At 53.9% G+C, this 21,612-nt stretch carries 19 protein-coding genes and 3 tRNA genes; 16 read left to right on the top strand and 6 right to left on the bottom strand.

What is annotated here, in order from left to right; translation table 11 throughout:
• The first annotated feature begins 37 nt into the window (after nt 1-37).
• From folP to ltrA, 8 genes are all read left to right on the top strand, one after another.
• On the top strand, nt 38-886 hold the full coding sequence (folP, locus tag AC3CHX_RS15930) for a dihydropteroate synthase (RefSeq protein WP_488629015.1): 849 nt from the start codon (nt 38-40) through the stop codon (nt 884-886).
• Between the two features lie 160 nt (nt 887-1,046).
• Nucleotides 1,047-2,384, top strand: a complete 1,338-nt coding sequence (gene glmM, locus AC3CHX_RS15925; protein WP_488629014.1) for a phosphoglucosamine mutase — start codon at nt 1,047-1,049, stop codon at nt 2,382-2,384.
• A 48-nt stretch (nt 2,385-2,432) separates the two neighbouring features.
• Nucleotides 2,433-3,131: a response regulator gene (locus AC3CHX_RS15920; protein ID WP_488629013.1), complete on the top strand. Its 699-nt coding sequence runs from the start codon at nt 2,433-2,435 to the stop codon at nt 3,129-3,131.
• A gap of 7 nt (nt 3,132-3,138) precedes the next feature.
• On the top strand, nt 3,139-4,458 hold the full coding sequence (gene phoR, locus AC3CHX_RS15915) for a phosphate regulon sensor histidine kinase PhoR (protein ID WP_488629012.1): 1,320 nt from the start codon (nt 3,139-3,141) through the stop codon (nt 4,456-4,458).
• Nucleotides 4,459-4,530: 72 nt separating this feature from the next.
• Nucleotides 4,531-4,607, top strand: a tRNA-Pro gene (locus AC3CHX_RS15910).
• Nucleotides 4,608-4,763: 156 nt separating this feature from the next.
• Nucleotides 4,764-4,840, top strand: a tRNA-Arg gene (locus AC3CHX_RS15905).
• A 149-nt stretch (nt 4,841-4,989) separates the two neighbouring features.
• Nucleotides 4,990-5,066: transfer RNA gene (locus AC3CHX_RS15900), tRNA-Pro, on the top strand.
• Between the two features lie 473 nt (nt 5,067-5,539).
• Complete coding sequence (gene ltrA, locus AC3CHX_RS15895; RefSeq protein ID WP_488629011.1) at nt 5,540-6,934, top strand: group II intron reverse transcriptase/maturase; 1,395 nt, start codon at nt 5,540-5,542, stop codon at nt 6,932-6,934.
• A 356-nt stretch (nt 6,935-7,290) separates the two neighbouring features.
• On the opposite strand, the gene AC3CHX_RS15890 is transcribed toward ltrA, so the two are convergent.
• Together AC3CHX_RS15890 and AC3CHX_RS15885 are read right to left on the bottom strand one after the other, a co-directional pair.
• Nucleotides 7,291-8,649, bottom strand: a complete 1,359-nt coding sequence (locus AC3CHX_RS15890) for a DEAD/DEAH box helicase (RefSeq protein WP_488629010.1) — start codon at nt 8,647-8,649, stop codon at nt 7,291-7,293.
• A gap of 376 nt (nt 8,650-9,025) precedes the next feature.
• Entirely contained in the window at nt 9,026-9,829 is an 804-nt protein-coding gene (locus AC3CHX_RS15885; RefSeq protein ID WP_488629009.1) for an inositol monophosphatase family protein, read from the bottom strand.
• 148 nt (nt 9,830-9,977) lie between these two features.
• Here AC3CHX_RS15885 and AC3CHX_RS15880 point away from each other — a divergent pair, with 148 nt between their 5' ends.
• Nucleotides 9,978-10,751 (top strand): RNA methyltransferase, encoded by a 774-nt coding sequence (locus tag AC3CHX_RS15880; protein ID WP_488629008.1) that lies wholly within the window; start codon nt 9,978-9,980, stop codon nt 10,749-10,751.
• Nucleotides 10,752-10,801: 50 nt separating this feature from the next.
• Here AC3CHX_RS15880 and lexA read toward each other — a convergent pair whose 3' ends face one another.
• A complete protein-coding gene (gene lexA / locus AC3CHX_RS15875) occupies nt 10,802-11,473 on the bottom strand; it encodes a transcriptional repressor LexA (RefSeq protein ID WP_488629007.1) in 672 nt (223 codons plus the stop codon).
• Nucleotides 11,474-11,751: 278 nt separating this feature from the next.
• On the opposite strand from lexA, the gene rpsF reads away from it, so the two are divergent.
• The 7 genes from rpsF (at nt 11,752) to AC3CHX_RS15840 (ending at nt 16,818) form a co-directional block, all read left to right on the top strand.
• Nucleotides 11,752-12,135, top strand: a complete 384-nt coding sequence (rpsF, locus tag AC3CHX_RS15870; RefSeq protein ID WP_488629006.1) for a 30S ribosomal protein S6 — start codon at nt 11,752-11,754, stop codon at nt 12,133-12,135.
• A 53-nt stretch (nt 12,136-12,188) separates the two neighbouring features.
• The gene (priB, locus tag AC3CHX_RS15865) at nt 12,189-12,503 is read left to right on the top strand and encodes a primosomal replication protein N (protein ID WP_488629005.1); all 315 of its coding nucleotides are present in this window, start codon (nt 12,189-12,191) and stop codon (nt 12,501-12,503) included.
• A 21-nt stretch (nt 12,504-12,524) separates the two neighbouring features.
• Entirely contained in the window at nt 12,525-12,809 is a 285-nt protein-coding gene (gene rpsR / locus AC3CHX_RS15860) for a 30S ribosomal protein S18 (protein ID WP_108439014.1), read from the top strand.
• 26 nt (nt 12,810-12,835) lie between these two features.
• A complete protein-coding gene (rplI, locus tag AC3CHX_RS15855) occupies nt 12,836-13,288 on the top strand; it encodes a 50S ribosomal protein L9 (protein ID WP_488629004.1) in 453 nt (150 codons plus the stop codon).
• A 125-nt stretch (nt 13,289-13,413) separates the two neighbouring features.
• Nucleotides 13,414-14,802, top strand: a complete 1,389-nt coding sequence (locus tag AC3CHX_RS15850) for a replicative DNA helicase (RefSeq protein WP_488629003.1) — start codon at nt 13,414-13,416, stop codon at nt 14,800-14,802.
• Between the two features lie 261 nt (nt 14,803-15,063).
• Complete coding sequence (locus AC3CHX_RS15845; RefSeq protein ID WP_488629002.1) at nt 15,064-15,690, top strand: DUF47 domain-containing protein; 627 nt, start codon at nt 15,064-15,066, stop codon at nt 15,688-15,690.
• A 117-nt stretch (nt 15,691-15,807) separates the two neighbouring features.
• Nucleotides 15,808-16,818: an inorganic phosphate transporter gene (locus AC3CHX_RS15840; RefSeq protein ID WP_488629001.1), complete on the top strand. Its 1,011-nt coding sequence runs from the start codon at nt 15,808-15,810 to the stop codon at nt 16,816-16,818.
• A 315-nt stretch (nt 16,819-17,133) separates the two neighbouring features.
• Here AC3CHX_RS15840 and AC3CHX_RS15835 read toward each other — a convergent pair whose 3' ends face one another.
• The 3 genes from AC3CHX_RS15835 to AC3CHX_RS15825 all read right to left on the bottom strand — a co-directional run bounded on the left by AC3CHX_RS15835 (nt 17,134) and on the right by AC3CHX_RS15825 (nt 21,576).
• Nucleotides 17,134-18,693 (bottom strand): DHA2 family efflux MFS transporter permease subunit, encoded by a 1,560-nt coding sequence (locus tag AC3CHX_RS15835; RefSeq protein WP_488629000.1) that lies wholly within the window; start codon nt 18,691-18,693, stop codon nt 17,134-17,136.
• 106 nt (nt 18,694-18,799) lie between these two features.
• Nucleotides 18,800-20,035 (bottom strand): EmrA/EmrK family multidrug efflux transporter periplasmic adaptor subunit, encoded by a 1,236-nt coding sequence (locus AC3CHX_RS15830; RefSeq protein WP_488628999.1) that lies wholly within the window; start codon nt 20,033-20,035, stop codon nt 18,800-18,802.
• Nucleotides 20,032-21,576 carry an efflux transporter outer membrane subunit gene (locus AC3CHX_RS15825; RefSeq protein ID WP_488628998.1) on the bottom strand — a complete coding sequence of 515 codons (1,545 nt, stop codon included), beginning with the start codon at nt 21,574-21,576 and terminating at the stop codon, nt 20,032-20,034. The genes AC3CHX_RS15830 and AC3CHX_RS15825 overlap by 4 nt, the downstream gene beginning before the upstream one ends.
• Between the last annotated feature and the right edge of the window lie 36 nt (nt 21,577-21,612).

Raw genomic sequence — 21,612 nt, 5'->3', positions numbered from 1 at the left:
GAGCAATCCTCGCCCTTTTTCTTTATCCAGATAAAAGATGCAACAATATTTTCAATGTGGCCGCTACCGCCTGCCAGTGAATACGCCTAATGCGCGACCGTTGGTAATGGGGATACTCAACATCACGCCAGACTCATTTTCCGACGGCGGACGATTTTATTCGCTTGAATTTGCTTTGTCTCATGCGGAGCAGATGATCGCGGATGGCGTGGACATTATCGATATTGGTGGAGAGTCAAGTCGCCCTGGTAGTCCGGCTTTGTCACTTTCGGAGGAGCTGGATCGGGTGATGCCGGTGATCTATGCACTGCGCGATTGCGGCAAGCCGTTATCGATCGATACCTATAAGTCAGTGGTCATGCGCGAGGCGATTGCCGCCGGTGCCGATTTAATCAATGACATCAATGGCTTTCGGGCAGAAGGTGCGCTGGAAGCGGTCAAGGATAGTGATTGCGGATTGTGTGTTATGCATATGCAAGGCCAGCCCGAAAGCATGCAGGAACAGCCTGAGTACGACGATGTGCTGAGCCAGGTAAGCACATTTTTGCACGAACGTATCGCTGTCATGGAGCAGTGCGGTATTCACCGCGAACGCATTAGCATTGATCCTGGTTTTGGCTTTGGCAAGACTCTGGCGCATAATCTGGTCTTGTTAAAAAGTATCGGAAAGTTACAGCAATTGATGGATCTGCCGTTGTTGGCCGGAATATCGCGCAAAACCATGATCGGTGATTTGACCGGCAAGCCAATTGAGCGACGGTTGGCTGGTAGCGTGGCGGCGGCGCTGGTTGCTGTGGCTCAGGGGGCTAAGATTGTGCGCGTGCACGACGTTGCGGAAACAGTCGACGCACTTGCGATTTGGCGAGCTGGTCAGACTACAAATTAAGAGTCCGTTGCAAAATCAATCTAACGTTGCCGTGTCTTCCTACCGTATTACGCGTACTGTCTGCATCGGCACGGCTAGCCAGAATAATTTTGCAACCTCTAAAGTGGCGGTTCTGCCGGAAACAATAAGAATTAGTTGAACGAAAAAATTAGGACAATAAATGACTCGAAAATATTTTGGTACTGATGGTATCCGTGGTCGCGTGGGTGTCGCTCCGATTACGCCGGATTTTGTCATGAGACTGGGCTATGCCGCCGGCAAAGTGCTGGCGCAATCGGAGTCTGCGACGGTCAAGCCGACTGTACTCATCGGTAAAGATACGCGGGTCTCGGGGTATATGCTGGAAGCCGCTCTGGAGGCGGGATTTGCTGCTGCCGGCGTCGACGTGATGCTGGCGGGGCCGATGCCGACACCGGCGATCGCCTACCTGACACGGGCGCTGCGCCTATCCGCAGGGGTTGTGATTTCCGCTTCGCATAATCCGTTTGATGACAACGGGATCAAGTTTTTTTCGGCACATGGGAATAAGCTGGACGATAGTGTCGAAGCTGCAATTGAAGCGGCGCTGGATCAGCCCATGAATTGCGTAACGTCGGACAAGCTGGGCAAGGCAACACGTCTGGATGATGCGTCTGGCCGTTATATAGAATTTTGTAAAAGCACGTTCCCGAATGACCTTGATTTGCGCGGGATGACCATTGTTGTCGATACGGCGCACGGGGCTGCTTATCATATTGCATCGCATGTTTTTCATGAGTTGGGTGCCGAGGTAATCGCTATCGGCAATCAACCGAATGGCTTTAATATCAATGCCGGTTATGGCGCTACTGCACCTGAGGCACTCGCGCTTGCGGTATGTGCGAACCGTGCGGACATTGGCATTGCGCTGGACGGTGATGCTGATCGATTGATCATGGTCGATGCTACCGGACGCATCTACAACGGCGATGAGCTGCTGTATGTGATGGTCAAGGACAGGCTAAAAACCGGTGCGGTTAAAGGTGCAGTCGGCACCTTGATGACCAACATGGCGTTAGAGGTGGCGTTCAAGCAAATGGGCATCGAGTTTGCCCGCGCCAAGGTCGGCGACCGTTACGTGCTGGAGCAGATGAATGAGCGTGGCTGGATACTTGGCGGGGAAGGTTCCGGCCACTTGCTTTGCCTTGATAAGCATACGACCGGTGATGGTATCGTGTCAGCGCTGCAGGTCCTGTCTGCATTAAGCCGTAGCGGCCAGTCCCTGGCAGAAATAACTGCAGACATCAGCCTGTATCCACAAACCTTGATCAATTTGAAGGTTGCCGCCGGCTTCGACTGGCAACAGCAATCGGCAGTCGTGGCTGAGAAGGCTGCGGTTGAGGCAGAGCTTGGTGAAGACGGGCGAGTATTGATTCGCGCTTCCGGCACCGAGCCATTGATACGCGTCATGGTTGAAGCCAAGACAGCTGATCTGGCCCAGACCATGGCGCGCCGCATAGCGGATAAAGTCGTTGTTTGAATATTAGTTGATTCACTCCGATTACCCTTATCAACTTTCAGACCATAGATGTCAAAACATCAAACTCATATTCTGATTGTCGAAGACGAGCCCGGTATTGCCGAGCTCTTGCGGTTCACGCTCGATGATGCGGGTTTTTCCTGTGAAATTGCCTACAGCGCCAGTGAGGCGCGCGAGGCGCTTGCCACGATGTTGCCCCAGGTAGTTTTGCTTGACTGGATGCTGCCCGATACTTCCGGATTGTCGTTGCTGCAAGAGTGGCGTGGCCAGTCACGGACGGCCACTTTGCCGGTCATCATGCTGACGGCGAAGGGCATGGACGAAGATAAGGTCCGGGGCTTGAATGAAGGTGCGGATGATTACGTTACCAAGCCGTTCTCTCCCAAGGAACTGGTGGCGCGGATTCAGGCGCTGTTGCGTCGTAAGGTGCCTGAGCTCGGTTACAGTGCATTGAAGTATGGCGCTATTAGTATCGACACTGACCGTTATCAGGTCTCTGTTGAGAATCAGGCGATCGAACTGGATCAGGCGGAGTTCAAGTTGCTGCGCTTCCTGATCGCCCATCCGGAGCGCATATTTTCGCGCGCACAATTGCTCGACAAAGTGTGGGGAGATCACACTTTCATTGAAGAGCGTACTGTCGATGTCCACATTATGCGCCTGCGCAAATCGCTAGGATCGGCAGCGGATTACGTGAAAACCATACGTGGCGTCGGCTACAAAATTACATCAGAACCGGTCTCATGAGGTGCCGATGAATATTCACCAACGGGCGAGCCGTACAGCCAGTACGTTTTGGGTGCCGGCGTTATTGTGGTTCGCTCTGTTGTGTCTGGTGATGCTGGCGGTCGGCGCTTATTACGGCCACATAGCTGGTCTGAGTTGTTTCGGATTATCGTTGGTGGTCCTGTTATTTTTGCAAATGTGGTCGCTCTACCGTATTGAGCAGTGGCTGGACCGGCCGGCCGGTACGCCGCGCCCCAAGACCTGGGGATTGTGGGCGCATGCGGCGACCCGGCTGGAAGATATTCGGCGCGAGGATGAGCGTTCGCGGGTCGATATGGCGGAGTGGTTGGCGCGCTTTCGACAGGCTATGAGTCTGCTTCCGGATGGCGTTGTGATTGTTGATGGCGTCATGCATCTGGAGTGGTGCAATCCCGCCGCGGAAAGGCATTTGGGACTTGATCTGCTGCGTGATGAGGGACGCCTTTTGACTAACCTGATTCGCGCGCCCGAGTTTGTCGACTACATGTTGTCAGGCCGTTTCGAGCAGCCGCTGCCGTTTGTACATCATCATCGAAAAATACAATTGCAATTAATTTCTTTCGAGAATCGACGGCAAATTCTAGTCACCCATGACGTCACTCAAGCTGAAAAGCTCGACACTTTGCGCCGTGATTTTATCGCGAATGCCTCTCATGAATTGCGTACGCCATTGACTGTTATCAACGGGTTTTTGGAGCACGCTTTATCCAGTGAGATGGATCAGAAGACGCGTCAGCGGCAACTCAATTTGATGGTCGAGCAAGGTCAGCGCATGCAGCGTCTGGTGGCAGATATGCTGACCTTGACCAGACTCGAATCCTTGGCCCAGCAGCCGTCCAGCGAGACAGTACGAATTGTGCCGATGCTAAATCACATCTTGGAGCAGGCACGCGCTTTATCTGGCGGGAAACATCGGATTGCGCTGGAAGCGCAGGAGGTTGATCTAAAAGGTAATCGCGATGAGTTGGAGAGCGCTTTCACTAATTTATTAACTAACGCGGTGCGGTATACGCCTGACGGCGGATCAATCCAGATTATCTGGAAGTTGCTTGGCGATGGAGCGGGACTGACAGTGCGGGATAATGGAATCGGGATTGCGCCGGAGCATTTGAATCGCCTGACTGAACGCTTTTATCGCGTTGATAAAACCCGTTCGCGGGTGACTCAGGGAACCGGTCTTGGCCTGGCAATCGTTAAGCATGTTTTGCTGCGGCATCGGGGTCATTTGGTGATTACTTCGGAGCCCGGCAAGGGCAGTTGTTTCAGTGCTGTTTTTGAGCGTTCGCAGTTGGTCTTGTCCGAAGATTGACGGCAAGTTTTTAATGGAAATTTACTTAAACATATTGACCGAAATGATGTTGCCGGGTATGATTCTGTTCTTCGGAGTGTAGCGCAGCCCGGTAGCGCACCTGGTTTGGGACCAGGGGGTCCAAGGTTCGAATCCTTGTACTCCGACCAATATTAAAGCGGGCTGTCTTAGGACAGCCCGCTTTTCATTTGTGCAGAATAAAAAGTTATATCCGAGATCGAAATTTTTATCGAAATCGCCTTGGAAAATCGCATTGAATTAAGTGAAATTGCAGTCGCAATAAGTTGCAAAGACAGTCGGTTAATCCGGCCGTAGCTCAACTGGATAGAGCATTCGGCTTCTACCCGAAATGTTGGGGGTTCGATTCCCTCCGGCCGGACCAGTTTCAGTCTTCGCAATGTCTGTGTTTTTTGTGATTATTTTCATTCTGATTTTAAGATTTTGCTTTTTGTTTTGATGCCTGCAATAAAATTGCCATAATTGCAGAATTGTTTTGCCAGCTACGACACTTACGTGTATTATGCTGGTCTTCGGAGTGTAGCGCAGCCCGGTAGCGCACCTGGTTTGGGACCAGGGGGTCCAAGGTTCGAATCCTTGTACTCCGACCATATTGAATAAAAAAGGCCCGTCTTTGACGGGCCTTTTTTATTTGTGCGCCCGGCAGGGCGTGCTTACTTGGAGGTGGAAGTCCTCTACTCGCCCGACAAGGGGAAGAGTTAGCTGAAGGCAAGGGTGTCGCGGGCGACTGCGAATCTGGAGGAAGCCGAAGGCAAAGCGCTGGCCTGACGAACAGGAAGCGGATATGAGGCGGCGTAGCCGGGTGAGATGTCAAATATCATCAAAGCCCGATACTTGTCCGGAAGGCTATGACGTAGATCCGACAGGCATAAGCGTGAAGGTAGGTGCGCAATACCCGGGGAGATCTGCATGCGTGCCTAGTGCTACCGACATCGAGAGGTGTTGGGATGCGTATGCAGAAGTCAGCAGAGGGCATAGTAGGTCGAGGACGAGGCGGCGAGCCGGAGAGAGCCATGACTGAAGGCCTGAACATTGAACAACGCGATTAGGACATCCGACCTCGATGCAAATCGATGACGCAACAAGGCAGGCAACTGCGCCCGACACGGAGAGAGACGAACGGATTTCGTCGATGGCCGGGTCGGGTGCCGAGGTTGGCACGGCGGCGGATGGGCAAACGAAAGCGGAAGGACTGCGGCAGATGGACGTCGTGGTCGAACGTCACAACCTGTGGCGAGCGTATGAGCGGGTCATGCAGAACAAGGGTGCAGCGGGAGTCGATGGACTCACTGTGTTCGAATTCAAGGCGTGGCTGCAACAGCACTGGCCAAGCGTCAAGACAGCGCTACTGGCAGGCAACTATATACCGGCGGCGATCCGCAAAGTGGAGATACCCAAGCCCAACGGCGGGGTACGCACACTGGGCATCCCGACGGTGTTGGATCGCCTGATCCAGCAAGCGCTGTTGCAAGTCCTGCAACCAGAGTTCGAACCTGAATTCTCCGAACATAGCTATGGGTTCCGACCGGGCCGCAATGCATGGCAAGCGGTGCAACGAGCGCAAGGTTATATCAAGGAAGGCCGCCGCTGGGTGGTCGACCTCGACTTGGAGAAATTCTTCGACCGGGTGAACCACGACATTCTGATGTCGCGGATAGCCAGGAAAGTCAAAGATGAACGGGTATTGAAACTGATCCGTCGTTATCTGGAAGCGGGCATGATGTCGGCAGGGATCGTCAGCGCGAGGACGGAAGGTACGCCGCAGGGCGGCCCGCTGTCACCGTTGTTGTCGAACATCCTGCTGACGGACTTGGACCGCGAACTGGAGCGGCGGGAACACCGGTTCTGCCGTTACGCCGATGACTGCAACATTTACGTCAAAAGCGAAGCGGCAGGACGGCATGCGATGGCTGCGATTACCGGCTATCTGGAGAAGAAATTAAAACTTCAGGTCAACCGGGACAAGAGCGCCGTCGCACGGCCCTGGCAGCGGAAGTTTCTAGGTTACAGCGTCACTTGGCATAAGCAAGTCCGTCTTAAAATCGCCGATAGCAGTCTGAAGCGATTGAAAGACAGGGTGCGTGAAATCGTGGTCGGGAACGCCTCGCGCAATCTCGGCGAAACGATCGCAGCGCTCAACCCGGTGCTGCGTGGCTGGACATCGTACTTCCGCCTGACAGAGGTAAAAGGTGTGTTGGAGGAATTGGACGGATGGATTCGGCGCAAACTGCGCTGCCTGCTATGGCGGCAATGGAAGCGACCGTCCACCCGTAACAAGAAGCTGCAAGCCCAAGGTTTGGATAAGACGCGCGCATGGAAGTCGGCAAGCAACGGACGCGGCCACTGGTGGAACGCCGGAGCGAGTCATATGAACGCGGCGTATCCTAAACGCTTCTTTGATGTATTAGGGTTGGTTTCGCTGCTGGACACCCAGCGGCGCTTCCAGCGTGTTGAATGAACCGCCGTATGCGGAACCGCATGTACGGTGGTGTGAGAAGGCGACGGGGGTAATCCCGTCCCTTACTCGATTTACGGCGAAATAAAGATTAAAGAAGCCGCATAAAAATGAAGATTTAAGGATCGCCATCAACAGTAGCATTTCGCGATATTCAGTCGCACTAATTCAAACCAAATAATCTCCATCCTGCAGTCCCGCATAGCATACAGAAGGCTTTATGCGCGCTGCAATCGCAAACCATGACGAGGGTTGTCGGGGATCGCGTTAGGCCCTGCCAAATTGAAATGGCCGCGCAATTTTCATACAGAAAATTGCGCGGCCATTTTTTTATTGCAATTGCTTGCTATGGGGATTTCTTAGCGACCACGGCCACCGGAGCGGTGTGGAGTAGCAGGCCGAGCCTGCGAGTTATTGCCGCCTCCTCCGCCATGACTTCTGGCTGGAGCAGTGCCTGGCTTGGCGCCGGCTGCGGGCGCTTTGCCTGCTGTGCGCTGACCTTGTGAGCGACCGCCGCCGCCACCACGATTGCCACCGCCGCCGCTACGCAGTTGAATCGGTTGCGCACGCGCATGCGGGTCTGGTTCAAAGCCGGCGATGATCTCTTTCGGCAATTCACGCTTGATCAGTTTTTCGATGTCTTTCAACATCTGATGTTCATCGACGCAGACTAGCGATACCGCTTCGCCGGTGGCGCCGGCACGGCCGGTGCGGCCGATACGATGGACGTAGTCTTCAGGGACATTCGGCAGATCATAGTTAACCACGTGTGGCAGTTGATCGATGTCGATGCCGCGCGCTGCGATGTCGGTGGCGACCAGTACCTGCAAACTGCCGTCTTTAAATTCAGCCAGCGCTTTGGTACGTGCCGACTGGCTTTTGTTGCCATGAATCGCCATGCCGCTGATGCCGTCTTTTTCAAGTTGTTCGACCAGCTTGTTTGCGCCGTGTTTGGTGCGGGTAAACACCAATACTTGCGGCCATTCATGCGTCTTGATCAGATGTGCCAATAAGGGGTGTTTGCGATCGCGGTCAACCGGATGAATTCTTTGCTGAATGACTTCAACGGTCGAATTACGACGCGCGACTTCGATCATCGCCGGTGAGTTCAGCAAATTATCTGCCAGTATTTTGATGTCGTCCGAGAATGTGGCGGAGAACAGCAGGTTCTGGCGTTTCTTCGGCAACACTGCCAGAATTTTCTTGATGTCGCGGATAAAACCCATGTCCAGCATGCGGTCCGCTTCGTCTAGAATCAAAATCTCGACATGCTTCAGATTGACCGTGCCCTGTTGCATGTGGTCCAGCAAACGACCTGGTGTGCACACGAGAATATCGACACCGTGTTTCAATAATTTAATTTGCGGATTGATGCCGACGCCGCCAAAAATAACGGCCGATGTCAGCGGCAAATACTTGCCGTACAGGCGCACGCTTTCTTCGACCTGAGCCGCCAGTTCACGCGTTGGCGTCAGGATTAGCGCGCGTATCGGGCGCTGCGAGCCGGTTGGGTTGGTGGCGGAGGTCGCCAGGCGATGCAGCACCGGCAGCGTGAAGCCAGCGGTTTTGCCGGTGCCGGTCTGGGCGCCTGCGAGCAAATCGCCTCCAGCCAGCACGGCAGGAATTGCCTGCGCTTGAATTGGGGTGGGCGTAGTGTAGCCGTGCTCGGTAACGGCACGAACGATGGCATCGGACAAGCCGAGTTCAGAAAATAACATGGAAGCTCAATAGAAGAATATTGGCCTGTCGCCGCTCAGGGCGCCAGTCGCAGGCAAACGGATTAGAGAATTCAGGAGTCGGTCGGATTTAATTCGAGGCAGCTAACGCCATCTGCCTGGCAGCTATTGCTGCGATCCCGTAAGTCCAACTGACCCCCTTGCGGCGGCATTTGACTGGAGAACGGCCGCGCTCGCGCAGAGTATAACAGCGATAGCTGGAAAACCAGCGTTTCCGAGGTGAGGGTTCGATATTTTAGCGTTCCCTGCGGCGCGAATAGCGCCGCAGGTTGCTGTTGTTATTGTTCTCAGGGTATTAATTATGCGTTGTCTTCCTTCATTGCGGCCGATCTGGATTAGAACGCCTTTTGATTTTCTGCTACTTTTTGGCGTATGGTGACAGCAGGCTAACCATCTGCGCGAAAATTTTCGGGCTGCCGGCCAGTACATCACCCTTGTAGAGGTAGTCGGAGTCGCCCACAAAATTACCGACGATACCGCCCGATTCCGTAATCAGCAACGAACCGGCAGCGATATCCCAAGGCTTCAGACCTTTCTCAAAGAAGCCATCAAGGCGGCCGGCAGCGACATACGCCAGATCAAGTGCGGCAGACCCAGGACGGCGCAGACCGGCGCAGCTTTGGGTCATGACGCGGAACATTTTCATGTATTCGTCCATTGCCGCGCCTTCGGTCTCGCGGAAGGGGAAGCCGGTGCCGATCAGGCCGTCGGCAATACGGACGCGCTTGCTGACACGGATGCGCTTTTCATTCAGGTAAGCGCCGGCGCCTTTGCTGGCGGTAAACAGGTCGTTGCGGGTAGGGTCATAGACTACCGCCTGAGTAATCTGGCCGCGGTGCTGCAGCGCAATCGATACGCAGTATTGTGGAAAGCCGTGGATGAAATTGGTGGTGCCGTCGATCGGGTCGATGATCCAGACGTTTTCGTTTTCGTCGTGCAGATTGTCAGAAGCGCCGGACTCTTCGGCTAGAATCGCATGATCCGGATAAGCGTTCTTCAGCACGTCGATGATCGCTGCTTCGGCAGCCTGGTCAACTTCGGTGACAAAGTCGTTATGCGCTTTTTTTGTAATCTGGAGCAAGTCGAGATCGAAGGAGGCGCGCGAGATGACCGTGGCACCGCGACGGGCGGCCTTGATGGCCGTGTTGAGCATAGGATGCATAACTGGATTCGGTTCCGTTAAAATGGCGGCACTGCGCCGAAAGGAACAGAACCACCTATATGAATAATAATGAGCGATGCAGCGGGTGTCGGCTGAAACTCGAAATCAGCTTTTCCCTGAAAATTACCTGCGAATGTCGCTATTTTAAATGAACCTGACAAAAACCAACACGTCTCTTTTCAATCGCCTGCGCTTTGTACTGGTCGAAACCAGTAGCCCTGGCAACGTTGGCGCCGCCGCGCGCGCCATTAAAACCATGGGATTTTCCGAACTGGTACTGGTGAATCCTCGGTACCCTGACGTCCTGCAGCGCGACGAGGCCATCGCATTAGCCAGCGGCGCTCAGGACATTCTGGCGTCCGCCAGGATAGTCGAGAGTGTCGAGCAGGCCCTGGTCGGCTGCAATTTCGCAGCTGCACTGAGTGCGCGGTTGCGCGAGTTTTCGCCGCCAGTGATTGCGCCGCGGGCGCTGGCAACGCAACTTGCCAATGATGCCAGCCTCACGGGAGCGGTGTTATTTGGCAGCGAGCGCTATGGTTTGCCGAATGAAATTGTCGAAAAATGTAATGTATTGATCAATATTCCGGCCAATCCCGATTATTCGTCGTTGAATTTGTCGCAAGCGGTACAGGTGTTGGCTTACGAGTGCCGGATTGCTGCCAGCGAAGACCAGTCGTCGAGCCCGAGTGGTGAGATCGGATTTCATGGCGATGCCGCCAACCTGGTTGAGATCGAAGGCATGTTTGCGCATCTGGAGCGGGCGCTGATCGAAATCGATTTTCTTGATCCGGCCCATCCGAAAAAACTGATGCCGCGCTTAAAACGTTTGTTTTCCCGCGCCGGACTGGAGACCGAAGAGGTGAATATCCTGCGCGGTATCGCCAATCAGATTTTGACCAAGCGGCGACGCCTTGATCGCTGAATGCACGCTAAATAAATGCCCAAGGAAAATTGTGGTCCGAAAGGATGCGTTTAGGCCCAGTTGCGTAATAATCCTACCGCCAGGCCTTCAAGCGCAAAATCATCCTGATCCTCGCTGACGATGATCGGTTCAAAATCCGGATTCTCCGGCAGTAGTTGAATCGTCGAGCCGGTCTTCTGGTAACGCTTGACAGTCACGTCATCGCCGAGGCGTGCAACGACAATTTGCCCATTTCTGGCGCTGTCGGTCTTCTTTACCGCCAGCAAGTCGCCATCCAGAATGCCGGCATCCCGCATCGACATGCCGCGTACCTTGAGCAAGTAATCCGGCTTGGCGCTAAACAGTGCCGGATCAACGTTGTAGGTCGCCTGAATATGTTCTTGCGCGAGAATTGGCGAGCCAGCGGCAACCCGTCCAACCAGCGGCAGGCTGAGTTGCATCAAGGCCGGATGCGGTAGTGCCAATTGTCGTCCAGGACTGCGCTCGGCTCGAGCGCTCGGATCCAGCCGTTTATCGAGCAAGCGTATGCCACGTGAGGTGCCAGGTGAAATTTCAATCGCGCCTTTGCGCGCCAATGCCTGCAAATGTTCCTCGGCGGCATTGGCTGAGCGAAACCCCAGTTCGGTAGCGATTTCTGCCCGTGTGGGGGGGAAGCCGGTGTTTTCGATGGCATCCCTGATCAGATCGAGGATTTGTTGTTGACGTGCGGTTAATTTGATCATATTGGCGGCGGCTGATGTCGAGGTATTGGAGGGTGCAGACTGAGTGTGCATGCGCGCAATTCGGATGAGTCATTGATGCTGTGTATATAAACAGTCTGTATTTTTGTACAGTATTCGGGGGAATGCAAGCGAATTTGCCAAACTCGGAGCCGCTTTGCTTGCGCGCTTGAAAGCATTGAGTTTGCTAAGGTTTCACTGTATAGTTGCTGGTTTTCCTCTTCCCACACTCGTCTTGACGCCGGGGTGGGCTATTTTCAACAGTCCAAAAAGGAGCTTACATGCGTCATTATGAAATCGTATTTATCGTCCATCCGGATCAAAGCGAGCAAGTGCCTGCAATGATCGAACGCTACAAGGGTATCGTCACTACACGTGGTGGTATCGTTCATCGCGTTGAAGATTGGGGCCGCCGTCAACTGGCATATTTGATCCAGAAACTGGCAAAAGCGCATTACGTTTGCCTGAACATCGAGTGCGACAGCGAAACACTGGCCGAAATCGAAACTGGTTTTAAATTCAATGATGCAGTTTTGCGTCACCTGACAGTCAAGTTGAAAAAAGCTGAAACTGGTCCATCGCCAATGATGAAGGCAGTGCAAAAGGAAGATGCGGCCAAGAGCCATCGTACTGAAGCGCCAGCCGCACCAGCCGCAGCCGCCTAATTTTGCCGATTAACGTGGATTCATTGCGTCATCAAATTTCCAAGTAAACCGGAGTGAGCCAACTCAATAATGTGTTTCAACTGGTTGCCGAAATTGCCGAACGCGAAGTATTGCGTTACACACCGGCTGGCATCCCGATCGTTTCGGCAACATTGCTGAGTCGCTCGTCACCAATTGAAGCAGGTATTCAGCGTCAGGTTGAGTTCGAAATTGCCGCGCTTGCCATAGGTGAGATTTCGGGCAGATTCAATCAGACGGTTTTGGGCGGTCAATACTGGTTCACGGGATTTTTGGCCCGCAAGAGTCGCAACGGCAGAAGTCTGGTATTTCACATCACTGAATTTGCTGCAGCTGAAACTGCAGATTAATTATTTATACAGGAGCCACAAATGGCATTCGGTAAAAAGTTCGATAAAAGCAAACTGAAAAACAAGCGTCAACAACAAAACCCGCTGTTCAAGCGTAAAAAGTTTTGCCGCTTCACAGCAGCACATGTTGCTAGCGTTGATTACAAAGACGTCGATACGTTGAAAGATTTCGTTCAGGAAAACGGCAAGATCATGCCGGCACGCCTGACGGGTACCAAGGCAATTTACCAACGTCAGGTAGACACCGCGATCAAACGCGCACGTTTCCTGGCATTGCTGCCATACACCGATCTGCACAACGTTTAATTGACGACTTGAAATAGGAGAAAAACATGCAAATTATTCTGTTGGAAAAAGTCGTTAATGTCGGCAATCTGGGTGAAGTCGTTCGCGTAAAAGATGGTTTCGCACGTAACTTCCTGATCCCGCAACGTCTGGCACGCCGTGCTACAACTTCGGCAATCGCTGAATTTGAAGTCAAGCGCGCCGAGCTGGAAAACGCTGCTGCGGCGAAATTGGCTGTTGCCCAGGCGCAAGGCGAAAAACTGAACGGTTTGACCGTGAAGATTTCGCAAAAATCGGGCGTCGATGGCCGCTTGTTCGGTTCGGTTACCAATGCTGATATCGCTGAAGCGTTGACCAAGCAAGGTTTTGCCGTTGAAAAAGCGCAAGTGCGTTTGCCTGTCGGTCCGCTGAAGATTGTTGGCGACCACGCTGTTGCCGTGTCATTGCACACTGACGTCCTGGTTGACGTGACTGTTACAGTGATCGGCGAGCACGCTTAATTTCATTAAGTTTGTGGCCAGTATTTGTTGTAATGCTAAAAAGCCGGGTTCGCCCGGCTTTTTTATTGCCGTTTTTTGTGCGCGGCAGCAGAGTTAAACATGGCTAAGCAGGTATAATTCGCGCCATGAATGCACCTTCAGATCCTCAGTTAGATTCCCTCCGCGTACCACCCCATTCGATCGAAGCAGAACAGTCCGTTCTGGGTGGGTTGCTGCTCGATAATGCCGCCTGGGACAGGATCGCTGATTTTGTGCGGGCTGACGATTTTTATCGCTACGATCATCGGATTATTTTTCAGCATATCGTCAAGCTGATCAATAACTCAAGGCCGGCCGACGTCATCACGGTGTATGAGTCGCTGGGGGGTACCGGCAAGGCCGAAGAAGTCGGTGGCCTGACTTATCTCAATGCGCTGGCGCAAAACACTCCTTCCGCTGCCAATATTCGTCGTTATGCCGAGATCGTGCGTGACCGTGGCGTCCTGCGCAAACTGATTACTGTTGCCGATGAAATTTCGGGTCAGGCTTTCAGTCCGCAAGGCAAAGAAGTCAAGCAGATGCTGGATGAGGCAGAGTCGAAGATTTTTGCGATTGCCGAAGAGGGCTCGCGCGGTGCGCAGGGCTTCCAGGAAATTCAACCGTTGCTGACCCAGGTGGTCGAACGCATTGATGAGCTTTACAGTCGCGACAATCAAAGTGAAATCACCGGCGTGCCAACCGGCTTTACCGATCTCGATAAAATGACTTCGGGCTTGCAGCCCGGCGATCTGATTATCGTGGCCGGTCGGCCATCGATGGGTAAGACCGCATTTTCGATCAATATCGGCGAGACGGTGGCCATTGAAAGCGGACTGCCGGTCGCGGTGTTCTCGATGGAAATGGGGGGCACCCAGCTGGCGATGCGTATGCTGGGTTCCGTTGGACGCCTTGATCAGCATCGCTTGCGTACCGGCCGCCTGAACGACGAGGACTGGCCGCGCCTGACGCATGCGATTCAGAAGATGAATGACGCGCAGCTGTACATTGATGAAACGCCGGCGTTGAGCTCAATGGAACTGCGCGCACGTGCGCGCCGGCTTTCGCGACAGTGCGGCAAGTTGGGATTGATCATTATCGATTACTTGCAGCTGATGTCCGGAAATAGTGCGGGTGAAAATCGCGCCACTGAAATCTCTGAAATTTCCCGAAATTTAAAAGGTCTGGCCAAAGAACTGCAGTGCCCGGTGATTGCGTTGTCGCAGTTGAACCGCTCGCTGGAGCAGCGACCGAATAAGCGCCCGGTCATGTCCGACTTGCGTGAATCAGGTGCGATTGAGCAAGATGCCGACGTTATCCTGTTCATCTATCGTGACGAAGTCTACAACCCCGACTCGCAAGAAAAAGGTACTGCCGAAATCATCATTGGCAAGCAACGTAATGGCCCGATTGGTAGCGTACGCCTGACTTTCCTGGGGCAATACACCAAATTTGATAACTATGCCGGCGGCCTTGCAGCACCTTATGGCGGTGATTAATCGGGCGATGTTTAATTTCCGTTACATGCTGTATTTTTGTCAATCCTGGTCGGCGTCAAGCTAGTATTTCCTTATTGCCGAATAGCAGCAATCCAATCTGGAAATTTTCAGTTTGGACAGATGGTTTGAAATATATGTAACAATCCGGTCTGAAAAATTGAATCCAACTTGTCCGGATTTCATTAGTTCGACCTAAATTCCTTGTAGTGCCGCACAGATTTAACCCAGTTCAGCTTTAATCAAGAAGAAGAGAGAATAAACATGTTTGGACGATTGATGCCCACCGAGGGCAAATTCTTTGAGCTCTTTAATCAGCATGCAGAGTTGTGCGTCAAGGGCGCTAAAGAAATGGTGGCGTTGATGACCAATTTCGACGATCTGGAGATTCGGGTCCACGCGATTGAAAGCATCGAAAAGCAGGCCGACAAGGTGACCTACGCGGCGATCGACATGCTGCACAAGACTTTCATTACGCCGATTGACCGTGATGATATCCATAAGCTGATTACGCGCATGGACGATATTCTCGATTTGCTCGAGGATGCGGCGCAAACCATTTCCTTGTACGACATCAAGGCCATTACGCCGGAAGCCAAGCGTCTCGCCGAGTTATGTCTGTCTTGTGCCGAAAGAGTCAAGGCGGCAGTAGCGCTGTTGCACAACATGGATAACTCGACAAAAATTCTGGAAATCTGCGCCGAGATTGACCGTTTTGAATCGGATGCGGATCACGTGATGCGCGCTGCGATGTCGAAGCTGTTCCGCGACGAGCCGGATGTGCGCACGCTGATCAAGTTGAAAGCGATATATGAAATCCTGGAAACAGTGACAGATCGTTGTGAAGACGTCGCGAACATCATTGAAGGCATCATCGTAGAAAACGCTTAAGCCCTACGCAGCGGCACGTTCGACACGGGGTAGCCGGTGACGGGCCCCGTGGGCTAAAAAGCATTACAGCATGCATCTGCCACCTTGATGTAATTCAAAAAAACGACTCAACTTTCCATGCATACTCTTCATATAAGTATTTACGTTCTTGCCTTCCTTATTGCACTGGCGTTGGTGTTCGATTTCATGAACGGCTTTCATGATGCTGCAAACGCCATCGCCACGGTTGTTTCTACCGGCGTTCTGAAGCCACAACAAGCCGTAGCAATGGCCGCAGTCTTTAACTTTGTCGCGATTGCGGTTTTTCAACTGCATGTCGCAGCCACCGTCGGCAAAGGCACTATTCACGCTGAAGTGGTCGATCATTACGTGGTGTTTGGCGCACTCATCGGTGCCATCTGCTGGAATATTCTGACCTGGTATTACGGCATTCCATCATCGTCATCGCATGCGCTGATTGGTGGCCTGGTTGGCGCTGCAGTGGCTAAGGCAGGTACTGGCGCGCTGATCTCTTCGGGACTCATCAAAACCATTGCGTTTATTGTCCTTTCACCGTTGCTCGGCTTTGTTTTCGGCTCGATCATGATGGTGCTGGTATCCTGGATTTTCGCGCGCTCGACGCCGCGCAAGGTCGATAGATGGTTCCGCCGCCTGCAATTGCTTTCGGCCTCGATGTACAGCCTGGGCCATGGTGGTAATGATGCCCAAAAAACCATCGGTATCATCTGGATGCTGCTGATCGCTGCGGGTGTTTCGAATGGCTCCGACTCGTTGCCGCCATGGTGGGTGATCTTTTCCTGCTATACCGCGATCAGTCTCGGGACGTTATTCGGCGGATGGCGGATTGTCAAAACCATGGGACAGAAAATCACCAAACTGAAACCGGTTGGCGGTTTTTGTGCCGAAACGGGCGGCGCCATTACGCTGTTCATGGCGACCATGTTAGGGGTTCCGGTTTCTACCACCCACACCATCACAGGTGCGATCGTTGGCGTTGGCGCGGCGCGCAAGATGTCGGCGGTACGCTGGGGCGTTGCGAGCGATATTGTCTGGGCCTGGATTCTCACCATTCCGGCATCGGCATTTATTGCAGCGATTGCCTGGTGGGTAGGGATGCATCTGCTGTAAGCGTTCCGTTAGCAATTGACCTGACCTGGTGCGGGCCGTGCAAAATTGATTTGCACGGCCCGTTTCTATTGGTACGAGAGGTACGAAAATATTCGGCATCAGGTATGCCTGCGATCAAGGCGATGCGTGCGATTCGCCGGCAACGGCAGTACGACGACATGGGGCTCGCCAATTGCGTGCAGCCATGTGGTTCACTGGTGCGAATAAAAAAACGGATGATGTGTATTCGCATACGCATCATCCGTGCTGGTAATTTAGCGAGCCGAGTATTCAATCCTATCGATAGTGCGCTACCAGCTCCGCTTTACCAAGTCATCAATGCGCGCCACCAGCATCAATCGGTACGCTGGAACGCTGCGGTTTGGTCAGCCAGACTAGTCCGATCAGGAACAGGAACAGTATCGCCGATATCCAGAAAATATCGGTAGCGCCCTTGGTGCTGGCTTCGACTGTCATTAATCTGTCGATGACGGCATAGGCGCTTTGTTGTGGCATTCCTTGCGCCGTCAGGCCGTGCACTGCATCTGTAAAGGCCGGATTGTGCGGACCGCTATGCTCGGATAATTGTGAATAATGCAAAGCGGTGCGCCGATCCCAGAACGTACTTGTGACAGAGGTGCCGATACCGCCAAACATGATCCGGACGAAGTTCGACAAACCTGCAGCCGCCGGAATTTTCTCCGGCGGTTGACCCGACAAGATGATGGAAGTTAACGGGATGAAGAACATTGCCATCGCAGCGCCCTGGATCACGGTTGGAATCATCAGCGTCATGGTGTCGACGTTCTGGGTAAATGCGGCACGCATGAAGAACACCACTGCGAAGATCAGGAACGCTGCCGATGCAACCCAGCGCGCATCCACCTTGGGCAAGATCTTGCCGATCATCGGCGACAGGATGATGGCGAAAATACCCACCGGCGCCATGACCTCACCGGCTAGCGTTGCGGTGTAACCAAGCTGTGTTTGCAACCACAGCGGCAGAATCACCAGGCTGCCGAAGAACAGGCCATAGCCGACTGAAATTGCGACGACGCCGCCGCTGAAATTCCGGGTTTTGAAAAGGGATAGGTCGACCACCGGATGTTTGCTGCCCAACTCCCAAATCACGAAATAGATGAAGGCAACTACTGCGATGGCAGTCAGAATGACAATCTGCCCGGAGTTGAACCAATCCAGTTCTTTGCCTTTATCCAGCATGATCTGCAACGAGCCCACCCATACCACGAGTAGCCCCAGACCAATCGCATCGATGGGTAACTTGCGGGTCGCCGACTCGCGCGTTTTATAGATAGACCAGGTAGCCCAGGCGGCGAAGACACCAATTGGAATGTTGATGTAAAAGATCCATGGCCAGGTGTAATTGTCTGAAATCCAGCCGCCCAATAATGGCCCCATGATTGGCGCCACCAGGGTCGTCATACCCCAAAATGCCAGCGCCATGCCACTTTTTGAGGGCTTATAACTTCCCAGCAGTAACGATTGCGACAATGGGATCATTGGTCCGGCAACGGCGCCTTGCAGCACGCGCGCCGCAATCAATACTTCCATGCTCGGCGCCAGGCCGCATAGTGTCGATGACAGGATGAATAGGATGATCGAGCTAATGAACAGCCGTACCTGACCGAAGCGCTGGGTCAGCCAGCCGGTCAGCGGTACCGAAATGGCATTCGCCACCGCGAACGACGTGATGACCCAGGTACCTTGTTGCGGTGACACGCCCAGGTCGCCGGAGATGGCCGGAATCGAGACGTTCGCAATCGACGAGTCGAGTACGTTCATGAACACGGCTAGCGATAATGCTACCGTGCCCAGAACCAGTTTCCCGCCGGTCAAAGGCTGCAACGGCTGGTGTGGTTGATTAGGGGGACTCATGCATGCATTCCGGTTTGGTTATTGCGCAAAATACGCCGTGAAATTTTCTGCAGCATACTCAAAACAAGCACTTCAGAAAATTTCACGGCTTCTGATGCAACAGGTTTCAACGCGCTGCAGCAGCGTTGTTTGCGGCGATGATGCGGCTAATAATGGCATCGGCTTCCTCGCCCGATTTGTCGAACACTTCGGTCTTGTAGGCTGGCGTCGTGCGTGCCGCTGAACCTGCTGTCAGCGAGGTGCCTTCGGTTTTGGCGATGTCAACCTTGACGTCCATGGAGACACCGATTCGCAGCGGATGGGTTTCCAGTTCTTTAGGATCCAGCGTGATGCGGACCGGGATGCGTTGTACGATCTTGATCCAGTTGCCGCTGGCGTTCTGCGCCGGCAACAAGGCGAAAGCGGAGCCGGTGCCTGCCGCCAGGCCGGAAACCTTGCCGTGGTATTCGATCTTCGAGCCGTACAAATCCGATACCAGTGTCACCGGCTGACCGATACGCATGCTGGAGATCTGTACTTCCTTAAAGTTGGCATCGACCCACAGCGCATTCAACGGCACGATCGATAGCAATGGCGTACCAGCCGCAACACGTTGACCGACTTGTACCGAGCGTTTGGCGATGTAGCCGGTGGTCGGCGCAGGCAAGGTAGTGCGTGAGTAGTTCAGATACATGTTGCGTACCTGGGCCGCAGCGCGCAGCACGTTTGGATGCTGTTCAACCGTGGTCTTGTCAGTCAACACGCGATTCGACGCCAGTTGTTCAGTAGAAGCTTGCAGTGCTGCTTGTGCGCCTTGCAACGCTACTTTGGCATGTTCCAATTCTTCCTTGGACACCGCACCGGTACTGATCAATTGCTGGCGACGCGCCACATCGGCACGTGATTTTTCGACTTCCGACTGACGTGCGGTGACGTTGGCGGTTAATGCGCTGTTGTTTACAAACAGCGTACGCACTTCACGTACGGTCTGAGCCAGCTGCGCTTCGGCCTGGTCGAGGGCGACTTTGGCATCGGCCTGATCCAGTTCAACTAATGGCTTGCCCGCCTGGACCAGTTCGGTATCGTCGGCGTTGATGGCCAGCACGGTACCGCTGACCTGCGGCGTTACCTGCACCACGTTCCCGGAGACGTAGGCGTCATCGGTGCTCTGGTAGTGGCGGGCGAACACCGCCCACCAGATGCCGTAGGCGATCAACAAAATAATCAGGATGACGGTGAAAGCGATGAGCAGGCCGCGACGCTTGCCTTGACTTTCAATCGGCTTTTCGATGTCTGGCACCCCGCCGTTGGCAGGAGTAGCGGCAACTGGCTTGTCTTGAGGAGTTTGATTAGGTGTGTTCATGGCGCGGCATTCGCAAGAGGTGGGCGGTTTGATGGTGTGCTGCTTTTGTTGGTGTCGGGAGTGCCATACGCTGCTGGTGCCAGCCCTTCGGCGCCGGCATCAAAGCCGCCACCCAGTGACTTGATCAGGCCTATCCGCAGATCGGCGCGACGGGCACGGGTATCCAGTTCCAGCTTGCGCTGCGACAGGTAGGTGATTTGGGTAGCGACAACTTGCAGCATATTGGCGGTGCCTACCTGCTGCCGTTGCTGCGCCAGTTTCATGCCGCGCTCGGCGGCATCGCTTGCCGCTTGCTGATTATTTTTCTGAATTTCAGCGGCGCGTAACGACTGCACCTGGTCCGAGACTTCATGCAGGGCGTCGTTGAGGGCCTGGTTGTAAGTCGCGACTGCGCCGTCGTACGCGGCGACACGGCCTTTGAGTTGCGCGCGCAATGCGCCGCCTTCGAAGATCGGTAAATGAATGGCAGGGCCAATCCCGTTGACCATGCTGCCTTTGCTGAGAAAGTTGCTCCAGCCAAGGCTGGAAAGGCCGATCATCGCTGACAGATTGACGTTGGGATAAAACTCGGTTTTTGCCACCTTGATATCGCTCTGCGCGGCTTCGACCTGCCAGCGTGCAGCAACGATATCGGCGCGGCGTCCCAGCAAGCCCAGCGGCAACTGGTCGGGCAGGGCGATGGCGGCGTCTGGCGGCAGAGTTGGCTGGGGAATACTCAAGCCACGATCCGGACCGTGACCAAGCAATGCCGCGAGTTGGTTACGGGTCAACGCAATTGCTTCATTCCACTGGGCCTGTTCGGCGCGCAGATTGGCGACCAGCAAGCGACTTTGCTGATTCTCGCTTTGTGTGTCCAGGCCGGCCGCGACGCGTTGCTGGGTCAGACGGTCTAGTTGGTCGCGCAAGCCTAACTGCTGGTTGGTCAAATCCAGTTGCGCATATTCACGTGCCAGTTGTACCCATGCTTTGGCAACTGCGGTAGTCAACATCAGGCGCGACGCATAATGTTCGGCTTCGGCTGCCTTGCTCTGAGACAGTGCGGAACGTAATTCGGCACCGTGTTTGCCCCAGAAGTCGAGGTCGTAAGAAAAGTTCAGCGCCAATTCATTATCCGTCACATAGGCGCCACCGAAAGGTGGAGGATAGATGCTGTTTGCGGTAAAGCGTTCGCGTGTAGTCGAAAAGCCGGCGCTAACCTGCGGTTTGGATGCGGCACCTGCAGCTTCCACCATCGCACGTGCTGCGGCGACGCGGGCCGCTGCGACTTGTAGTCCCGGATTGCCTGCCAGCGCCTCATCGGTGAGTTGTTGCAGCGGTGCGCCGCCAATGCTTGCGACCCAGGAGGCATCAGGCCACAGTCCGCCTTGATCTGGCAGCGACGTTGCGGAGGCATAGTCGGCTGGCGTATTGGAGTGCGCGTTGGTGTGAATACCGTTCATGCCGACACAAGCCGACAGCAGGACAGCGGCGGCGCAGATGGCAAGGCGCTGCATGCTTACAAATGGCAAGCCGCGCCCGGATTGGATTGGAAGAGAGTTCATTGGGATGATTTCTTTAACGGCTATTTGTCGGTGATG

This window comes from Glaciimonas sp. OK215, from assembly GCF_057787885.1.
The sequence above is the reverse complement of the archived record's forward strand: the minus strand, read 5'-3'. Positions and strand labels throughout refer to the sequence as shown.